The sequence below is a fragment of the Agrobacterium sp. SORGH_AS 787 genome, from assembly GCF_030819035.1.
GTDB lineage: Bacteria > Pseudomonadota > Alphaproteobacteria > Rhizobiales > Rhizobiaceae > Agrobacterium > Agrobacterium larrymoorei_B.
Genome location: NZ_JAUTBG010000002.1, coordinates 1262812 through 1279492, shown reverse-complemented (window position 1 = coordinate 1279492; position 16681 = coordinate 1262812). Strand labels below are relative to the sequence as shown.

The following is a 16681-nucleotide window of genomic DNA, read 5'->3' as shown; positions in this document are numbered from 1 at the left end:
TTTTGTTTCACCTCAAGCGTCTTGCGGCTGGCTTTTGTAGAGCCGTGCGAAGAAGGCTCGATCCGATATGGCTGCCAGAGAAAGCGCCAAGGCTGCTGTTGCGCCAATGGCAAAGACGACACGCCCGATCAGGATGCTGTAGACATCGGCGCCGAGCGAGACCATCACCAGCGTATCCTCGATGATGCTGTGGGCAAACCCCATGAAAACGCAGGAGAGGAAGATCTGGCGCGGCGCAATGATGCCGGATCTCGCTTCACGGATCAGAAGACCGGCGCCGTAGGAAATACCTAAGAAAAGGCCGATCGCAGTCAAATGCCCCGCCTCGCCTTTAATGCCAGCCAGTCGCAGCACTGGTTCTATCGCCTTCATCATCAAGCCCAGGATGCCCGTGATCTTCAGCACTTCAAGCGTCCATGAAAGGAGAAGCAGGACGACGAGCATCATCACCATGGCTTCGGCCAGTCCCCAGACATAGACGGACCAGTCTGGTGTAACCGCGCCCGGCACCCATGCCGGAGCGACGGGCGCGGACAGCCAGCCGGTGGCCTGGAACAGGTGATGGAGGATAAGCGCATAAACGAAACCTCCGACGATGCGAAGTGTCGTGGTTGCCACCATGCCCGGCCCGGCGTTCTGTATGATCTTCTGCTCCAGCGGCAGTCCGTGGGCGAAGAGAACCAGAGCAGAAAACACCGTGACATCCGCCGTGCTGAGCACCGAGACCGGAACAAGGGCGAAGATCAAGGGCACCGCACCCCATACCCCGACCAGCATCGCAGTCAGCCACGCGAGGCCCAGTTCTGGAGGAAGGCCGACGGCGTGCATCACCGGCGCGAAGGCGGGAGCGATGGCTTCGACAACGCCCAATCGCGACAGGACCTCGGTCAACACCGAAATCGGCACTGTGATCTTGACCAGCAACCAATAGATATCAAGCGTTTCACGCGACTTCAGCAGCAGGGATTGAAAGAACGGCATCGGCAACTCCTTGGGGCTGACCACTCTATAGCCTGCGGCCAGTGGCATTTTTGGTCAAAGATTGCGTCTGTTTGCAATTTTGTTGCAGGTCTCTCCTTCCTGTTTATGATCGGCTGATGGACAAGATCGACCGCAAAATTCTCAATCTGATGCAGCGAGACGCTTCACTCACCAATGTGGAGATGGCAGAGAAGATCGGCCTCTCTCCATCAAGCTGCCTGCGACGGGTTCAGCGTCTCACAAAATCCGGGATCATCGACCGCGTCGTCGCCATCCTCAATCCGGCGAAGGCCGGGCGCGGCATCAAGGCTCTGGTGTCGGTCGAGTTGAAGCTACACGGCGAACAGCAGATGCGGCGCTTTCTCGATCTTGCTCGGACCGAGGAAGCGGTGACGCATGCCTATGCGATCACCGGCGATATGGATGTGATGCTGATGCTGCGTCTCACCGACATGGAGGAGTTCGACGCCTTATGCGACAGGCTGTTTCGCGACCAGACGAATGTCGCGCGTTTCGTGACGATGGTGGTGATCAGGACAGCGAAAGAGGAAACGGCGATCCGGGTTTGACGACAGTCTCGGAAGGACCTTTTAGCCCTCTCCCCTCGCCGGAAGTTGCCGCTTTTGAAAACCGGTTTTAGAAGGTTCAAACCCTGCGTTTCGATAAAATGCATGTGTTTCCGGCCTCGTGGAGCCTGTCATCAGCGTGACCTTGTAGCAGCCAGCCTGCCAAGCATGAGCCGTTGCAAAGTCCAGAACCCGCTTTCCGATCCCCTGCCTTCTAAAGTCGCTATGCGTCACGACATTTTCGATCAGCGCGTAAGGCCGACCGCCGCGTGTAAGGTTAGGTATCACCACCAAGACACATGAGCCAACGAGGACGCTGCCCACCTGACACACCACGATGACGCTGCCGCGATAGGCTAGAAACTGATCGAATATCGCCTCGGCATCGGGCAAGTCTGGAGATTGGTCGCCCGGTGAAAGATGCTGGTAAAGGTCGAGCAACGCTGGAAGATCGCTCTTTTCCGCCGCTCGGACCAATGTCTCGTCCATTCTGTCGCAGGCCTTACAGCCCGATTTCATTTGCCCACGGCGGATTAGCGCCTGCGCGCGACACCGTCACGGCAGCCGCCTTGGCGCCAAGTGCCAGCGCCTTGGCGATCTGGTCTTCGGTGAGTGAGGCGACTTGGGACTTGGTGAGGAGACCCTGGAGTTTCAGGGACGCGAGAATACCGGCATCGAAGGTATCGCCGGCGCCGACCGTATCGACCACCTCGACACGTTCGCTCGGTACCTCGACGCGAAGTTGCTTGGTGTAGCCGACGGCACCTTCTGCACCGCGGGTGACAACGACGAGCTTGGCGCCGTGATGCAGCCAGTGGCGCGCAAGCGTGTCTTCATCGCCCTTCAGGCCGAACCAGGCCAGATCCTCATCCGAGAATTTCACGATATCCGACATGGCCGCCATGCGATTGATGCGATCCATGTGCTTCTGCTTGTCCTGGATGAAGCCCGGACGGATATTGGGATCGAGTGAGATGACCCGCTTCTCATGTTCCCGCACCATGAGCGCCTCATAGGTGCTGCCGCAGGGTTCGGGGATCAGGCTGATCGCACCGAAATGCATCGCTTCGCACTCGCCGCCAATATGCGGCAAATCCTTTTCCGACAGCATGCGGCCTGCCGTACCTTCATCATAAAAGGCATAGGTTGCGTGGCCATCGACCAGCTTGACGAAGGCGATGGTGGATGGGCGGTTGGAGAAGGCGCAGAGGCTGTAATTGACGTTGCTGGCGCGCAACGTCTCTTTCAGAATCTCGCCCATCATGTCATCGGCAATACCGGAAAAGAAAGCAGATGGGACGCCAAGACGCCCGAGTGCGATGGCGGTGTTGAAGACCGCGCCGCCCGCATAAGGGGCGAAAGCCGCCTCGCCTTTGGTCGATTCACGCGGCAGCATGTCGATCAGGGCTTCGCCACAACACAGGATCATCCGATTTCCTCCAAATCTAAATCGATTAGATGCTTAACGGCAGCACCTTGTCCCGGTCAATATCCCGGGCAAGGTTCAGCCAAAATTACGATTGCGGCAATTCGCTGATGCCGCCATGACGCGCCGACCAAGGCAGCGGGTTGTCAAGGAAGGCTTCCACTTCCGACAGGGTCTTGTCGTCAAACAGCTTTTCGGAACGCGCCGCTTCCAGTACGTTGCGCCATGTGCTGAGGTAATGCAGCTTCACATTGCCGTTGGCAAAGCGCGCCTCGGCCTCGGGGAAAATGCCGTAATAGAAAAGCGCGATGCCGTGATCGACGATGCCGCCAGCCGCGCGGATGGCATCGATGAAGGTGAACATCGAACCGCCCGCAGTGGTCAGGTCCTCGATGACCAGAACGCGTGCGCCTTCCGGCATATGGCCTTCGATCTGCGCATTGCGACCGTGACCCTTCGGCTTCTTGCGGCAATAGATCATCGGCAGGCCAAGGCGTTCGGCCAGGAAAGCGGCAAAGGGAATGCCTGCGGTTTCTCCACCCGCAACGCAGTCGAACTTCTCAAAACCGGCATCGGCCACGATCTTGGCCGCGGCAAAATCCATCACCGCAGAGCGGATGCGCGGATAGGAGATCAGCTTGCGCATGTCGATATAAACGGGGCTCTTCATGCCCGATGCAAAAGTATAGGGCGCTTCGGAGTTGAAATGGACGGCCTTGATTTCCCACAGCATTTTCGCAACGAGTTCGGCGACCACGGTGCGGTCGGTGAAATTGAATTGGGCCATCGGCATCTTCCTCTTTCTTCTCAGCTATCGATAAAAAAACTGCCGGATAAACCGGCAGTTTGAACGTTAGTTTTCAACATCCCAATGCAGCGGGAACATCGGATCAAAGACCGTCACAGGTCCAGCACCCGTCTCGATCTTCGCCGGAAATGCTACTGGCTCGTCGCGCTTCACGAGTGTGATCGTCTCGTCATTGGGAGCAAGGCCGTACCATGCCGGGCCGTTCAGGGAAGTGAAGGCTTCGAGCTTATCCAGCGCGTTGTCCTGCTCGAACACATGGGCAAGGCAGCTCATGGTGTTGATGGAGGTGTAGACACCAGCGCAGCCGCAGGCACATTCCTTTAGCGGATCGACGTGGGGAGCGGAATCCGTGCCGAGGAAGAAACGCTTGTCACCAGACGTTGCCGCATCGCGCAGCGCAACACGATGTTCCTCGCGCTTTGCCACAGGCAGGCAGTAATAGTGTGGCTTGATGCCGCCAACCAGAATGGCGTTGCGGTTGATGATGAGGTGATGCGTGGTGATGGAGCCGGCGAGGTTTTTCTCCGACTCGCGGATATAATCTACGCCATCCCGCGTCGTCACATGCTCCATCGTCACCTTCAGTTCCGGCAAGCGCTTGCGCAGTGGTGCAAGAACCGTATCGATGAAGACCTTCTCGCGGTCGAAAATATCGACGTCCGGCGTCGTCACCTCGCCGTGGACGCAAAGCGGCAGGCCGATCTTTGCCATGCGCTCTAGCACCGGCATGGCCTTGTCCATATCGCGCACGCCACCATGCGAATTGGTGGTGGCACCGGCCGGGTAAAGCTTCACAGCGGTGATGAGGCCGCTTGTCTTGCCCTCTTCCACATCATCGGCGCTCGTATGCTCGGTGAGATAGAGCGTCATCAGCGGCTCGAAGCGATCGCCAGCGGGAATGGCCTTGACGATGCGCTCACGATAGGCGCGCGCATCCGCCGTGGTGACGACCGGCGGCACCAGATTGGGCATAATGATGGCGCGGGCGAAATGGCGGCTGGTATCGCCGATCACGCCTTCCAACATTGCGCCATCGCGCAGGTGCAGGTGCCAGTCATCCGGGCGGCGAAGGGTGATCGTCTGCATTGTGAGCCTCTCAAGCAGGTCCGCGCAAGGTGTCTCGCAGTTTGCGCGTGAAGACCTTGCGAAGAACAATGTATGGGGTGCGGCCCGCTTAGCACCTTTCCACGGAATAAAACAGCGCCTTGGCGTGACTTCGGGCTACTTTTTCGCCTCACCGATCGAGCCCGCCTGCGGGCCCCAGACATCGGTCATGGCAAAGCCATCCGCCAGTGGATCGAACGGATCGAGCGCGATCTGGTGCAGACCGAAGGTGAAGCCTCGACCGGTAATGGTGGGGATGACCGCATCTTTGCCCGCCACCTGTGCCAGCGCCGACAGCCCAACCTCGAACTCCGTGCCGATGATGGAGCGGGACTTATAGGTGTCCCCCACCTTCACCTTGCCGCGCGCATGGAGCGTCGCCAGATTAGCGGAGTTGCCGGTGCCACAGGGCGAGCGATCGGCACGGCCCGGCCACATGGTGGTGCAGGTGCGGATTGTGCCATCCTCTTCCGTATCTCGGAACATCACATAGGCGACGCCGGAAATGGCGGGGATTTCCGGATGCACGACTGGGATATCGCGGTTGACGATATCCTTCAGCACCATGCCGGCAGCCACGAGCTTGGCAGCGTTGGCCTTGTCGATGGTGAGCCCGATCTGGCGCACATCCACGAGCGCGTAAAAGATGCCGCCATAGGAAATATCCATACGGATACGGCCCCAGTCGGGCGTGTCGATCTCGACATCCAGTTTATGCACGAAGGACGGCACCATGGTGAGCTTGACCTTTTCGCAGCGGCCATCCCGGCAGGTGGCAGTGGCCTTGACGAGGCCGGCTGCGGTTTCCAGCATTACGATGGTCTCAGGCTCCTTCATCTCCACCATTCCGCTTTCAAGCAGTGCAGTCGTGGCGCAAATGGAGTTGGAGCCGGAGCTTGCATGCGCCTGGTCGGGTTGGAGAATGACGAAGGCGGCATCAGCATCCGGGTGCTTGGGTGGCAGCAGCAGATTGACGGAGCCGATCGGCGTCCCGCGTGGCTCAAGCGTCAAGAATCGACGAAGCTTCTCCCCCTTCGGATCGGTGTTCAGCCAGTGCAGTTGCTCGGCAACCGTGGCGCCCGGAATCTTCGGCACGCCACCGGTGGCGACGCGGCCGATCTCTCCTTCGCAATGAACATCGAGAAGCTGAAGGGTACGTTTCCAGCGCATGGGGCATTACTCCAAAAGGGGATTTCCCCCTCATAGCGGATTAAATACTGTTTGTATATTGGCAGATCAGCGGCTGCGGCAGGCCGCGCTGTTGCGTTTGGCGCGAAGCGAACAATCCGTCTGGCTGCGATTTCCGCTATCGAGGACCTGCGGATCGACAACGCTGGTCGCGGTGTCACCCACCGAGCCGACGGTGTTTTCCACGGAGCGACCGAGACGCTCCACTTGCCGTCCGTAATTTTCCCGCGTGCGCGGATCGAAGACAGCAATCGGCGCGCTAATGGCCACGCTTGCCGCCGTGCCGACCGTCTGTGCCGCACCGATGCCGACGGCACCAATGGCTTCGCCAAGACCCACATCGGAATCCGTCACCGTCTGACCGGCGATCAGGCGGTCGCCGATCAGCTTAACGACTTCCGGACTTTCGGCAAACTTGCCGTGGTTAAGGCGGTCGCCCGATTGCAGCTTGGTGAGATCGAGAACCGTGATGCCTGCCTTCTCCAATTCGCTGCGATAGGGTTCCGCCGCCGGATCGATCTGGCCGAGGCGATCGACATTGCCGGAGATGCGGCGCGACAGGCTCAGCGCCCGGTCATCCTGCGAGACGAAGAGGGTGAATTTCGGCTTGTCCTTGCCAAGACTTGCATATTGACGGCCGAAGACATCCACGTCGAGATCGGGAGCCGCCAGGATCACGTTGTTGATCTTCGGCAGCACATGGCCGTTGCGGATTGCCATCTGGCGCAGTGCTTCCACTGCAAGCCATGTGCCCATGGAGTGGGCCATGACGGTGATGTCACTGACCGAGCTATCCTTCGCAAGGCGCGTCAGCATCTCCTCAAGCGCATCGCGCGAATAGTTTGTGCTTTCCTTGTCGTAATTGTAATCGAAAATGCTGGCGCGCGAGGGCCATGTGAACACGACTGGAACGACGTCCGTTCCGGAGTCATGGACGATCTGAGCAAACCGGTAGACCGATTCTTCGTAGCGGTTGTTGAAGCCATGGACGAAGACCAGAACGCGCCTGTCCTTCGGGCTGTGGCGCTTGATCCAGCTGCGCGTCTCGGCCGCCGAGGTGACGGGCTCCACCGAAATTGTGGTGAAGTCCTTCAACGGATCCGGCGGAAGCTTCTTCGGCCACTGCACCTGGCCCACCTTGCGGTTGGCAGCCGGCGGAATGGAGACGGTGACGGCATCCACCTTCAGACCCGTGCCGCGCTCTCCGCCGAACAGCACCGCCTTGTCCTCAGCCGGCGCACGTGTCGTCGCCACCAGCAGACTGACCGGCGTCGTGCCCTGCACCACCTGCCCCGTTGGCGTCATCACCCCGACCGGACGCCCGCCGCAGCCGGCGAGAACGGTCAGCAAGGTGACCAAAGCAACAAGCCTTGCGGCCATTCCGATACTCCAGGACAGGCCAAGGGCGCCGAAAAACAGGAACCATTGGCGATCAACCGCCCTGTTTATTGCAGAATGAAAGGGTGTTGGCGACCGGTAAAGGTGTTACCAGCCGCCGCTTTTAGGTGTTGCTGTGTCTTCATAGCCGCAGACCGGCTATGAAGATCGGCCTCACCAAACGCCTGCTATCCTGCGATAGGTGAAGCCATAGGCGTGGAAAAGCTCTGTTTGCTCATCGACTGCCGCCTGCACATTGTAGGTCGCGCCGATAGGCCGTGTATGGGCGAAGGAGACCGCGTCGATGATGCCCATGCGTGAGCGCGGATTTCCAAGAAAGGATGGCCACAGATGATCGAGACCGTAGCCCGACATGACATCCTTCATGGAGCCCACGCAGATTTTCAACGCTCTTTTCGAGAAAATCGGGCACATGATTTCCACGAACGGTTCGTGCCTCAAAACACTGCCTGGCTGCGCCACCGTGATCGGGTGCGTCGGGAAGGAGTTGGGACCGGCTTTCAGGGCAGGCTGAGCGAGATCAAGTCCGTGCTGGCGGAAAATGTGAAACATGCGATTAATATCGGTCCCGGTACCATCAAGATCATCGTCGGGTAACCAGATGGCTTCATACTTCCACAGAGGGCTCCCATCATACAGCAAATTGTAGAGCAGCCTGAATTTCTTCGTCGAAGGGATGTGCGCGAGATATTCAAATGCCGATGCGATGGCTGGCTCCTCCACACCGTAATAGCCAATGCAAAGGTCCCAATTGCGAGTCAAAGAGGTTACGTCCTCGAGCCATCGCGGATGGAGAGAGCCCGCTCCAGCGGGAACGATGACGAGGTTGGGGCGTAAGGGGCCGCCCTCCGGTTGGGTGGTGAACAGTGCACGTCTTTCCTCGTTTGGTGGCGACGAGAATTGCGGATGTTGCGGGTGTTCGGTCGTTGCAAGAACGTAGAGATTTGATCGCCCGTCGATCGTGCCACGCCCCGCAAAACCGACAATCGTCCCTTCGATGATCCGCGCGGCGGCGAACACGACTGAAGGAAGGCCATTCTCTCCAATGAGGCATAGCCTGCCGTTCACAACTGCCCACATATTCGCCGATGATGAAGCAAAACCGCCCAGCAAACCTTGCGGAGCTAGAACGAGGAAGTTCGCGAGAGTGCGACGATCACCATCAAAGAGCTGCCAAAAAGTGCCGCTTAAAGCAGTCTCATCAAGTGCTGGACAAGATGCCCATTCTTCATCGACAGTCGTCTCAACTGGCGAAGCTGGCATCGCCGTTGCCGTGTTTTGTTGCATAGTCAGCATTCGTTCCGCACCTTGGCTCGCCATAAGCAGGCTTCTGATCAATTCTCAAGAAGTAGATGACAAGTTTGTATGGTGCGAAGCTTACGGCGTTACTTGAGGTAACAAGCGGCACTCAATCTAGTTAAAGGATAAAGACTGAAACCGCTATCACACGACCCCAAAATAGGCCAGATTTTAAGCACACATACCTCAAGCACTGCGTTATCCAGCGCCCGCGTCAGGTGGTTTCAATATCCCGACCGAGTGAAGAGTCACGCAAATCATTGCGTCCCATCATTCTAGCTTTGCCACGACTTGTCGGTTTCCAGAAGCTATCTGCCGGTGGCAATCTGGCTAAGGAAGAAAATCGAAGGCCATATGCCGAAGTAACTAGAGAAATCCTCGATCACCATTCCCGATCGAAATCGAGCGCATAACAGACTCGATGAACAGGAGGACGACCTGCAAGGCATAAACACGCACCCTTGCAACAATGATGCGAAACAAAACGTGTACTAATTAAAGAAGAGGAAATGGCACACCCGAAGAGAAACGCCTAAATTTCCTAAAAGCTTAACCAAAACAATGTGGCGCAAGCCATCCAGTTACGCTGTGTGTAGCAGATGGGGGCGGACGTGGAAAGTGCCTTCTTGATGTACTTATATTCGTGGAGCTAGAGGTCAGGCGATTCTCGTTACTGTGGAGACAATACGACAATGGAAAACTATCTGCTTTCAAACACGATTGCCCCGAAAACAGCTCTGGGAATAGATGACCTAATCCTGAGGAATACTGCGATCTTCGCTAGGCCAGTTACCGAAAACGAGACGCAGGCGTACAATGATGTAACTGCTCTTCCTCGTGTGGTCGTAACGCGCCCACCTAAACAGGAACTCCTAGCCGCCGACATGGTGCCCTACGACTGCCATACCAACTGCGCCACGCAGGAGGCTAACGACACGACCGGCTCAAGTCGTCATGTGTTTGGGTGGATGGTACTAGGCGAAGATTTGATATTGCATTCTGTGGTCAAGATGGGAAGCCAATGGCTTTGCCTTACGCCACAGACGGTGGAGCTATCGTCGCGCTTCGACTTTATACCAGACCCTCTCATTGAGTGGCGGGATGCAGACGATGGGGTTTCGCTTGTTGCTTGCCGACAGGGGAAGGAGCTTCCTGAGTTTTTGAGGAAAGACCCTGAGCATCACATCAGAATGTATAACGAGTTGTTGCGGCTGGTGGCTTCTGGCGTTTCGGTGGTTGAGGCCCGCGATATTGTGTCCTCCACGCTGGGAAAGCCTTGGCTAGTAGGTGATAAGCTGCCGCTGCCTGAAGCTAAGCCCAACGAGTAGTTGCTCTGACGCTCTTTTGGTAGGCAAGAGCATCGTTTTACCACTCACCTCCACGTGCCTCTAGTGCGGCCTGGCCTTTCGCAAGCTCTCGTCGAAAGCGCTCAGTCCAGCCCTCTGGCATTTCTATTTTAAGAACGTACTCAAAGTTGCTACTTGGGTTTGAGGTGGAGTGGAAAATTGATCTGATAAACTTCGAAAGCTCAGGCAGGTTCTTGATGGGATGAAGCGCACCATCAACTAAGCAGTCGGCCAGCCCCTCAAAACCCTCAGGAACATTAGTGAACTTGGCTTCCTCAGCAACTTCCACCATATGACGGGCTGCCCTACCGACAAGCTGCGCTACGTGGGAGATCAACTCTGCATCACCTGGCTGCCCTGGTGCTCCCCAAGCATTACGAAATTCTTCTAAGAGCCCTTCCAGAGCTTGTATGAATGCTCTTAGGTCAGCTGGTTTTGTGCCCATCCATAGAAAGAACTCACCGCGTGGCAGGTGTATTCTCGGTCTCACCGAGAGGCCCAGCTCTAGGTCTCTTGCCGCCCTCAAAACGGGCTTAAGATGATAATCCAGCAACTCAGCTGTTAACATGTACTCCCAGTACGGTGGCTTCTCGCGGATAATCTGCTCTGCATAAAGGGGAATTGACCCCAGTTGCCCAATCTCCCGATCGTTTGCCAAGCGCCTAAGGAGCTCGCCAGGTTTTCCTATTTCCTGCATTAGCTTCTCTTCATGCTTTTCTTTCCAGATCAGCAAAAGGTTTTCGGGAAACCTACCAGCATCCTTGTCAATCTGACCATGGCAGTCACTGCAAAGCCAAATTGCGTTTGAGATGGAAGCTCTTTCATCATCAGACATTTCGGGTCGATAACGGGCCGCACCAGGCCGCGCTCCGTAAATGTGAGCAGCCTCACCTATGTTCGTAGCCTTGCTGTCCACCAAATTGGGGCCAGTCGTGAGCTTATCGCAATCCGGGTTGCTGCACCTTAGCGCTGCCCTCCGGGATAAATTGTCGATGATGTTTCTAGCAAAGTCTGGAGGAGCCAATCGGGTTGCCTCTCGTTTAGATGCACACCTGAGCCGAGTTGTCACCAGCCGTCACTATGGTTACGCCTGTTCCAGTTGGAGGTATCAGCCGTCCCAAAAAAGTAATCGTGCTCGCAAGGCATACACCTAAACATCTCCTGCCGTGAGGCGGTACGCCCCCTAAACTGTAACACGGATCGTTTGTTAGCTTCGAAACACACCGGACAAATCTTGTGAATGGGTTCCCCTCTGGTCTCCTCGGGTTTGAGCTCGTAAGCGAACGTACCCCCACCGTAGTCTTTGAGTGCATACCTCTGTGCGGTAGACCTCCAGACATCCGCAGCTTCAACTTCACGCTTCAGTGACGCGTTTTCTTGAAGCAACTCAAAGAGCTTTGTTGATGCAGCCATTGTTGAGGATTGTGCGGTTAGGAGAAGGTCTTGCATCTCAATGATTTTGCCCTTTATGGTGGGCATGTCATTTGCGTCTTTCACAGTTTTCGCTAGCTCTGCTGCGGTTTTCAATGTTCCCGCGAGGTCAGAGACTAATGCTAATTCTACCGCCATATGTACCCCCACTCATTCCCGAATGCAGACAATGGACTGCATTACAGTGGCTTATGGTAGCGACTCGGAAGGCTTTGGCAACTAAACTTCATGTGGAAACTGCCTTGTTCACAACCTGTGCGCTTCACCCTGATGTCTCCCTCAATGCCGACCTTTCAGCTTAAGACCTCGTTATTTGTGTGCATTGAGGTCTCGTGGCTGAGAGGCTACTTCAAGTCACCGTCCCGACTTACACAGGGGTCACATATCTCAGAGGTAATCACGTAGCAGCGGCAGCGAGGGTTTCCCCCGGTCCCCCTAGGCCGCTCCCCATGCGCAGCAAAGAGCCTCCCCTGGCCACCTTAATGCTGGCGTCTGGCTGAGTAGGATGCTTGAAGCACGCAGGAAGTTAACCAGGTGCCTCAGTCAGAACTTCTTGACCACGTTGAGGATTAGGTCCTCTATCACGGCTATTGCCTTACTTCGTGTGACCTCCACCGAAGAGGGGTGCGCGGCTGTGTTCCTGACACCAAGGGCGTCTTCAAGTATCTTCCGGACATCGTTAGAAATGATGTTTGCGGAGCGGCAAAGCTCGATGAACTTGCTTTCCTTGAGTTCTGAAAGGTCTTCCTTGGTCGAGACCTTTTTGATCCTCTTGTCCGGACTTGCCGCCAACGACGAGTTGAAATCGTTAAGCTTGGAAGTGAGGACGTATTCAAAGAGATGATCTATTGCTAGTATCCACACCATCACGATTGCGGCTCGATTAGCGTTGGCTTCGAAGCAGTCAACAGCCTCCGCCAAGAAACGCTTTTTGGGTCCGTCATCAAAGTTCTTCTCAAGAGATCGTAGCTCTGCACTGGTCTGAAGCACAACGCGGTTGGACCCAAACTGACCTGAGAGTGTGTCGCTGAAAACGCGGTGCAAACGGTAACCAGAGGGTGTCTTTACGTATCGCTGTGGCTTGGCCTTCAGCCCCTCCGACAGGTAGGCTGAGAGTCTGGTGGGAACCGCGAGGTCACAGCTTGAGAAGCACGGGGCAACGCTTTTAGCGGTTACGGCCTCCTCACCCTGCTCCACCGTAAGGAAATACACAAAGAACGACGTTAGGTCCCTGTCGGTTACTGAAGCTCGGTCGGTAATACTCTCATAGAATCGGGTTACGGCAGGCCTCATGCATCAACTGTCTTTTTGATATCGCCGTGATCTACGCGATTGCGTCCGCGTATCGTAAGCTCAATGTCGTCAGCGGTTGTAAACGTAATATAGCCTTTCGTGTTTCCACGCGCCTTCACAAATGCTTGCCCGAACGCCTCAGGTGGTTTTATGGATGCATCGTGAAAGCAGGTGAAATATGCATCGACGCTGGCCATCGGCCGCCCCTTGGTTTCGAGAAATTTCCCTATCGCAGCAATAATGTCGGAGTTGTTCGTCAGGTTGAACTGGGCCAGAAACTCTTTGATACCACCGGTATCTAGATCGTGAAGGAGTCTCGGTTTGTGGCTGGTGATGCGCGGCGCGGACTTTTCTTTACCACCCGTAGACACTGCCACAGGGGACGCACGCCTCTTCGGTTTTTTACGTTGCTTGTCCGCTTGAACTGTTTGGATGTCTGGCGTTACCTCTGTAGCGTCTTGATTGTCAGCTATCGGAGGGGCGGCACTGGGATTGATGCTAACAATCCTGTCCTTGAAATCCTCATAGACACGCCAAACGAAGTCCTGATCGCCCTCAGCGTCAATGATACCCTGAGTAATATTAATATGTAGCTTTACGTTGGTCATGGAGCCCCCTTTCCCGCAGGCTACGATGCCTTAATACTACGCGATTCGGTAGTGTCGTTTTGCATTTCCCGGATCGGTAGAGAGTGCCCGACGCGATACATCTTATCCCATCCCCGAAGGCGTACTCTCAGCCTCCAAAGTCACTTCGAAAAGGTATAGCCATCCCGCTCCGCGTTGCTGACAAGCGCCACCAAAAGGTTGAGATACTTATTGACGCTTGCCGCGTGAGCAACCTCCCCCTCCCCGCAAGAAGCACTCTCAATGAGCTGCCTGAAAGACATGGTTCGCTGCTTCCCCTTCAGACGTGTGGGCATCCTGGCTAACGCATTGCGAAACTCGCGGGCTTTCTCTTTGGTGATGTCGGCAAGGTGCAGGTCCCCGTGCCACTCCGTGAAGAACCGGACGACACGCTCAGCTTCCCGCACAGTCGTCCCGGTTGGCTTCTTGCCGCCTCTCGCTGGGCTCCCCGCCTTCCATTCGGCAAACGCTTCAGACAGCTTCGGGCCGCGCTCAACGGGGCTAGGCTGGGCGGGAGTCAGTATGTTCTTGCCGGTTTGCCTAAGCTTGGCCGCTTCATAGCCTTCCACATATCCCCGCAGGATCGCTAAGCCAGCCTCTTGGTAAAACTCAGAGTGCGGCTCAATGGGAAAGCGGTTTTCTGTAAGGTAGGCATGAAGCTCTTTCTGGATGATGGTGATATCGTATCGAGCGAGAGCATCCCGGTAGTCGGCAAGCCACATGTCCAGCTCTTCCCCATGGACCTCAAGATGGATTGCCTCCATGCCCATGCCCCCAAAACGGATACGCTCAAGGTCTGGCCATTGGCTCCGCTCTTGGGGGGTCTGTAGCTGCTTGCGAAAGTCTCCCTGCTTCCTCGTCTGCTCATCCGCTACCAAGACCGAACGGAAGGCCCACGCCTGAATGGTCGCGCTATCGGGTAAAATGGAAGGCGTTCGCTGCGAGGTGCCCTTGTCTCCGCTCAGCAAGAGCTGCCGTGCTCTCTCGAAAAGGTCAGCGGCCTTGAGGGCTTCCGCGAGGTCTTTGCGTTTGGCGACTCGCAAATCGTTAGTGCCAAGAGACACCACAAGCTCACGCTTGAAGCATCCGGTATCAGTGTTGATGAGCTCAGGGAGGTGGCGCTTGATGTGATCCGGGGCAACCTGACCAGCTAACTCTTTCGGGAGCCGCTTTCGAAATTGGTAGATGCCTGATCCGGGACGCCTTTGCATGTAGGTGATTCCTGCCATGAGTGTGAAACCCTTGTGCGTAACCGAAGTGTAGCAGAGGGCTTGCGCTAAGGTCCTGAAACCTTAGATATTTTGGCAGTACAATGCATTAGGAAAAGAATGGCGCACCCGAAGAGATTCGAACTCCTGACCCCCAGATTCGTAGTCTGGTGCTCTATCCAGCTGAGCTACGGGTGCGTGCCTGTTCTGCTGGCGTGGCGATCCTCTAAAACGTCCCACCCTCGAATGCAAGCGATTTTGTTTTCAAATCGTCATTTTCCTGCAATGAATTTCACAAGATGTTGAAAATAAATGATTTTTCGACAAGACCTATTTGGGGATCAAATTCGCGATAAAAAAGGCATGGCGTATTGGCGGTGTGCAGGGTAGCAGGATCGGCAGTAAAACTAGCTCGTGGCCGCAGTCGATCCGGGCCGGGGACGGTCGGGGATTTCGATGCGGAATTGCGTGCCGCGATCGGCCTTCTCGACAAGGGCAATCGTTCCTCGGTGGGACAGGACAAGCTCTCGGGCAATAGCAAGGCCGAGGCCGGTTCCGCCAGAGCGTGCGGAGCCGCGGAAGGCCGAGAACAGGTTTTCGCGGGCCTTCTGCGGCATGCCGGGACCGTTGTCGTCGATGACGATGCTGACGGCGGCATCGTTGCGCTGGGCGGCAATCGTCAGGCGCTTTGCTGGGTAGTCGGACCCATTGGCCTGTTGAAGCGCCTGCACGCTGTTTTTACAGAGGTTGTAGAGAACCCGAAACAGTTGCTCGCTGTCGGCATCGATCTTCAGACCTTCCGGAATGGTGTCGACGAACTCGATCCCGCTCTCCGGTTCGATGGCGAGGATGTCCTTCACGTCCTGAACCACTTCAGCAAGCTCGATCAGGCGGCGTTTTGGCGCGCCTTCGGTTGCCTTTCCATAGGCGAGCACTTCGCTCGTGTAACCGACGGCGCGGTCGATGGTTCTCAGAAGCTTTGGCGCGAAGCTGCGGACCATGGGATCTTCGACATCCACCAGCCTATCCGACATGAGCTGGGCGGACGCCAGGATGTTGCGCATGTCGTGGTTGATCTTGGAGACGGCGAGACCCAGATCGGCGAGGTTCTTCTGTTGCCGTAACGTCTTTTGCAATTGCACCTGCATGTCAGCGAGGTGTCGTCCAGCAACCGCCAGCTCATCGGTCCCCTCTTCCGGCTTGAACAGGCTTGCAGGATCGTCTGGTCGCTCCGAGAAGGTCTGCATGCCAACGGTCAATCGCCGGATCGGACGGATCAGGATGCGGTTGATGGAGACGAAAATCAGGCTTGCAGTGATCAGCGACAGCGCCACCGAAATCATCAACACGTTGCCGGCATAGGCGATCATCGCGGCGCGCAGCTTATTCTCGCTCATCACGATTTCGATGATCATGTTGCTGTCGCCGATCACGTCGAAGACACGGATGACGCGGTTCTGGCCGAAGAGCAGCACTGAGAAGGCGTCGCGCACCGCCTGCAGTTGCGAGACGTCCGAAAGGTCGTATTGATCGTCGACACTCGGCGGCACTTCGGTGGCGGCGAGAAGAGTGGATGTGCCATCCTTCTTCAGTGCAATGAGCTTTGCGCCGGTCGCGAGCAGCGTGTCGTTCTGGACGCTTCGGGGAAGTTCCGTCTGAAGACCGTCGATCACCACGCCCGCAGCAGCGGCGGTGTTCAACCTGTCACGCAGCCATGCCAGGCGCATATTGGCGACGGACGGCACGAAGATCAGAATTTCGGCGATCATGACGAAAATGATCGTCAACAGAAGAAGGCGTCCGGACAGGCCTTGGGTCAGGCCAGGCATCTCGCGCAGGGGGCGGCTCGTGGCCTCATCCTCCCGCTCGCCATTCATCCGGTTTCTGAGTGCTGAAAACACCAGGGCTTTTCCTGTTGGTCTGCCGGCCAGCGGTCAGAAGCCTTGGCGGCGTCCAATTCGGCAAACAGCGTCATTTGAGGATATCATAAGGATTCGACACGAAATT

16 protein-coding genes and 1 tRNA gene are annotated in these 16681 nt (G+C 56.4%); 2 read left to right on the top strand and 15 right to left on the bottom strand.

Going from position 1 to position 16681, the window contains the following annotated elements; translation table 11 throughout:
* Positions 1-12: 12 nt before the first annotated feature.
* The gene (locus tag QE435_RS15455) at positions 13-981 is read right to left on the bottom strand and encodes a nucleoside recognition domain-containing protein (protein ID WP_349041913.1); all 969 of its coding nucleotides are present in this window, start codon (positions 979-981) and stop codon (positions 13-15) included.
* Positions 982-1097: 116 nt separating this feature from the next.
* Here QE435_RS15455 and QE435_RS15450 point away from each other — a divergent pair, with 116 nt between their 5' ends.
* Positions 1098-1550, top strand: a complete 453-nt coding sequence (locus QE435_RS15450; RefSeq protein ID WP_349041912.1) for an Lrp/AsnC family transcriptional regulator — start codon at positions 1098-1100, stop codon at positions 1548-1550.
* Between the two features lie 21 nt (positions 1551-1571).
* Here the strand turns inward: QE435_RS15450 and QE435_RS15445 are convergent, their stop codons facing one another.
* From QE435_RS15445 to QE435_RS15415, 7 genes are all read right to left on the bottom strand, one after another.
* Positions 1572-2036, bottom strand: a complete 465-nt coding sequence (locus QE435_RS15445) for a GNAT family N-acetyltransferase (RefSeq protein WP_349041911.1) — start codon at positions 2034-2036, stop codon at positions 1572-1574.
* Between the two features lie 13 nt (positions 2037-2049).
* Positions 2050-2976: a carbohydrate kinase gene (locus tag QE435_RS15440; RefSeq protein ID WP_349041910.1), complete on the bottom strand. Its 927-nt coding sequence runs from the start codon at positions 2974-2976 to the stop codon at positions 2050-2052.
* A gap of 85 nt (positions 2977-3061) precedes the next feature.
* On the bottom strand, positions 3062-3760 hold the full coding sequence (locus tag QE435_RS15435; RefSeq protein WP_349041909.1) for an orotate phosphoribosyltransferase: 699 nt from the start codon (positions 3758-3760) through the stop codon (positions 3062-3064).
* A gap of 66 nt (positions 3761-3826) precedes the next feature.
* Positions 3827-4867, bottom strand: coding sequence for a dihydroorotase (gene pyrC, locus QE435_RS15430; protein WP_349041908.1), 1041 nt, complete (start codon positions 4865-4867; stop codon positions 3827-3829).
* 135 nt (positions 4868-5002) lie between these two features.
* On the bottom strand, positions 5003-6055 hold the full coding sequence (locus QE435_RS15425; RefSeq protein ID WP_349041907.1) for a 4-hydroxyproline epimerase: 1053 nt from the start codon (positions 6053-6055) through the stop codon (positions 5003-5005).
* Between the two features lie 66 nt (positions 6056-6121).
* Positions 6122-7453, bottom strand: coding sequence for an alpha/beta hydrolase (locus QE435_RS15420; protein ID WP_349041906.1), 1332 nt, complete (start codon positions 7451-7453; stop codon positions 6122-6124).
* 171 nt (positions 7454-7624) lie between these two features.
* Positions 7625-8767 (bottom strand): DUF707 domain-containing protein, encoded by a 1143-nt coding sequence (locus QE435_RS15415; protein WP_309772262.1) that lies wholly within the window; start codon positions 8765-8767, stop codon positions 7625-7627.
* Positions 8768-9462: 695 nt separating this feature from the next.
* Here QE435_RS15415 and QE435_RS15410 point away from each other — a divergent pair.
* Complete coding sequence (locus tag QE435_RS15410) at positions 9463-10098, top strand: hypothetical protein (protein ID WP_349041905.1); 636 nt, start codon at positions 9463-9465, stop codon at positions 10096-10098.
* A 37-nt stretch (positions 10099-10135) separates the two neighbouring features.
* On the opposite strand, the gene QE435_RS15405 is transcribed toward QE435_RS15410, so the two are convergent.
* The 7 genes from QE435_RS15405 to QE435_RS15375 all read right to left on the bottom strand — a co-directional run bounded on the left by QE435_RS15405 (position 10136) and on the right by QE435_RS15375 (position 16503).
* Positions 10136-11032: an HNH endonuclease gene (locus QE435_RS15405; RefSeq protein WP_349041904.1), complete on the bottom strand. Its 897-nt coding sequence runs from the start codon at positions 11030-11032 to the stop codon at positions 10136-10138.
* A gap of 149 nt (positions 11033-11181) precedes the next feature.
* Entirely contained in the window at positions 11182-11685 is a 504-nt protein-coding gene (locus QE435_RS15400) for a hypothetical protein (protein ID WP_349041903.1), read from the bottom strand.
* A 405-nt stretch (positions 11686-12090) separates the two neighbouring features.
* Positions 12091-12840: a hypothetical protein gene (locus tag QE435_RS15395; protein ID WP_349041902.1), complete on the bottom strand. Its 750-nt coding sequence runs from the start codon at positions 12838-12840 to the stop codon at positions 12091-12093.
* Positions 12837-13448, bottom strand: coding sequence for a hypothetical protein (locus QE435_RS15390; protein ID WP_349041901.1), 612 nt, complete (start codon positions 13446-13448; stop codon positions 12837-12839). The genes QE435_RS15395 and QE435_RS15390 overlap by 4 nt, the downstream gene beginning before the upstream one ends.
* Before the next feature lie 140 nt (positions 13449-13588).
* Positions 13589-14695: a DUF6538 domain-containing protein gene (locus QE435_RS15385; RefSeq protein ID WP_349041900.1), complete on the bottom strand. Its 1107-nt coding sequence runs from the start codon at positions 14693-14695 to the stop codon at positions 13589-13591.
* 100 nt (positions 14696-14795) lie between these two features.
* Positions 14796-14872, bottom strand: a tRNA-Arg gene (locus QE435_RS15380).
* Positions 14873-15081: 209 nt separating this feature from the next.
* Positions 15082-16503, bottom strand: coding sequence for a HAMP domain-containing sensor histidine kinase (locus QE435_RS15375; RefSeq protein ID WP_349042873.1), 1422 nt, complete (start codon positions 16501-16503; stop codon positions 15082-15084).
* Positions 16504-16681 lie beyond the last annotated feature (178 nt).

Coding starts and splice junctions, on each gene's coding strand:
- QE435_RS15385 (WP_349041900.1), bottom strand. CDS start 14,695: ATGGCAGGAATCACCTACATGCAAAGGCGTCCCGGATCAGGCATCTAC.
- QE435_RS15400 (WP_349041903.1), bottom strand. CDS start 11,685: ATGGCGGTAGAATTAGCATTAGTCTCTGACCTCGCGGGAACATTGAAA.
- QE435_RS15395 (WP_349041902.1), bottom strand. CDS start 12,840: ATGAGGCCTGCCGTAACCCGATTCTATGAGAGTATTACCGACCGAGCT.
- QE435_RS15435 (WP_349041909.1), bottom strand. CDS start 3,760: ATGGCCCAATTCAATTTCACCGACCGCACCGTGGTCGCCGAACTCGTT.
- QE435_RS15425 (WP_349041907.1), bottom strand. CDS start 6,055: ATGCGCTGGAAACGTACCCTTCAGCTTCTCGATGTTCATTGCGAAGGA.
- QE435_RS15445 (WP_349041911.1), bottom strand. CDS start 2,036: ATGGACGAGACATTGGTCCGAGCGGCGGAAAAGAGCGATCTTCCAGCG.
- QE435_RS15440 (WP_349041910.1), bottom strand. CDS start 2,976: ATGATCCTGTGTTGTGGCGAAGCCCTGATCGACATGCTGCCGCGTGAA.
- QE435_RS15420 (WP_349041906.1), bottom strand. CDS start 7,453: ATGGCCGCAAGGCTTGTTGCTTTGGTCACCTTGCTGACCGTTCTCGCC.
- pyrC (WP_349041908.1), bottom strand. CDS start 4,867: ATGCAGACGATCACCCTTCGCCGCCCGGATGACTGGCACCTGCACCTG.
- QE435_RS15390 (WP_349041901.1), bottom strand. CDS start 13,448: ATGACCAACGTAAAGCTACATATTAATATTACTCAGGGTATCATTGAC.
- QE435_RS15450 (WP_349041912.1), top strand. CDS start 1,098: ATGGACAAGATCGACCGCAAAATTCTCAATCTGATGCAGCGAGACGCT.
- QE435_RS15455 (WP_349041913.1), bottom strand. CDS start 981: ATGCCGTTCTTTCAATCCCTGCTGCTGAAGTCGCGTGAAACGCTTGAT.
- QE435_RS15415 (WP_309772262.1), bottom strand. CDS start 8,767: ATGCTGACTATGCAACAAAACACGGCAACGGCGATGCCAGCTTCGCCA.
- QE435_RS15375 (WP_349042873.1), bottom strand. CDS start 16,503: ATGCCTGGCCTGACCCAAGGCCTGTCCGGACGCCTTCTTCTGTTGACG.
- QE435_RS15410 (WP_349041905.1), top strand. CDS start 9,463: ATGGAAAACTATCTGCTTTCAAACACGATTGCCCCGAAAACAGCTCTG.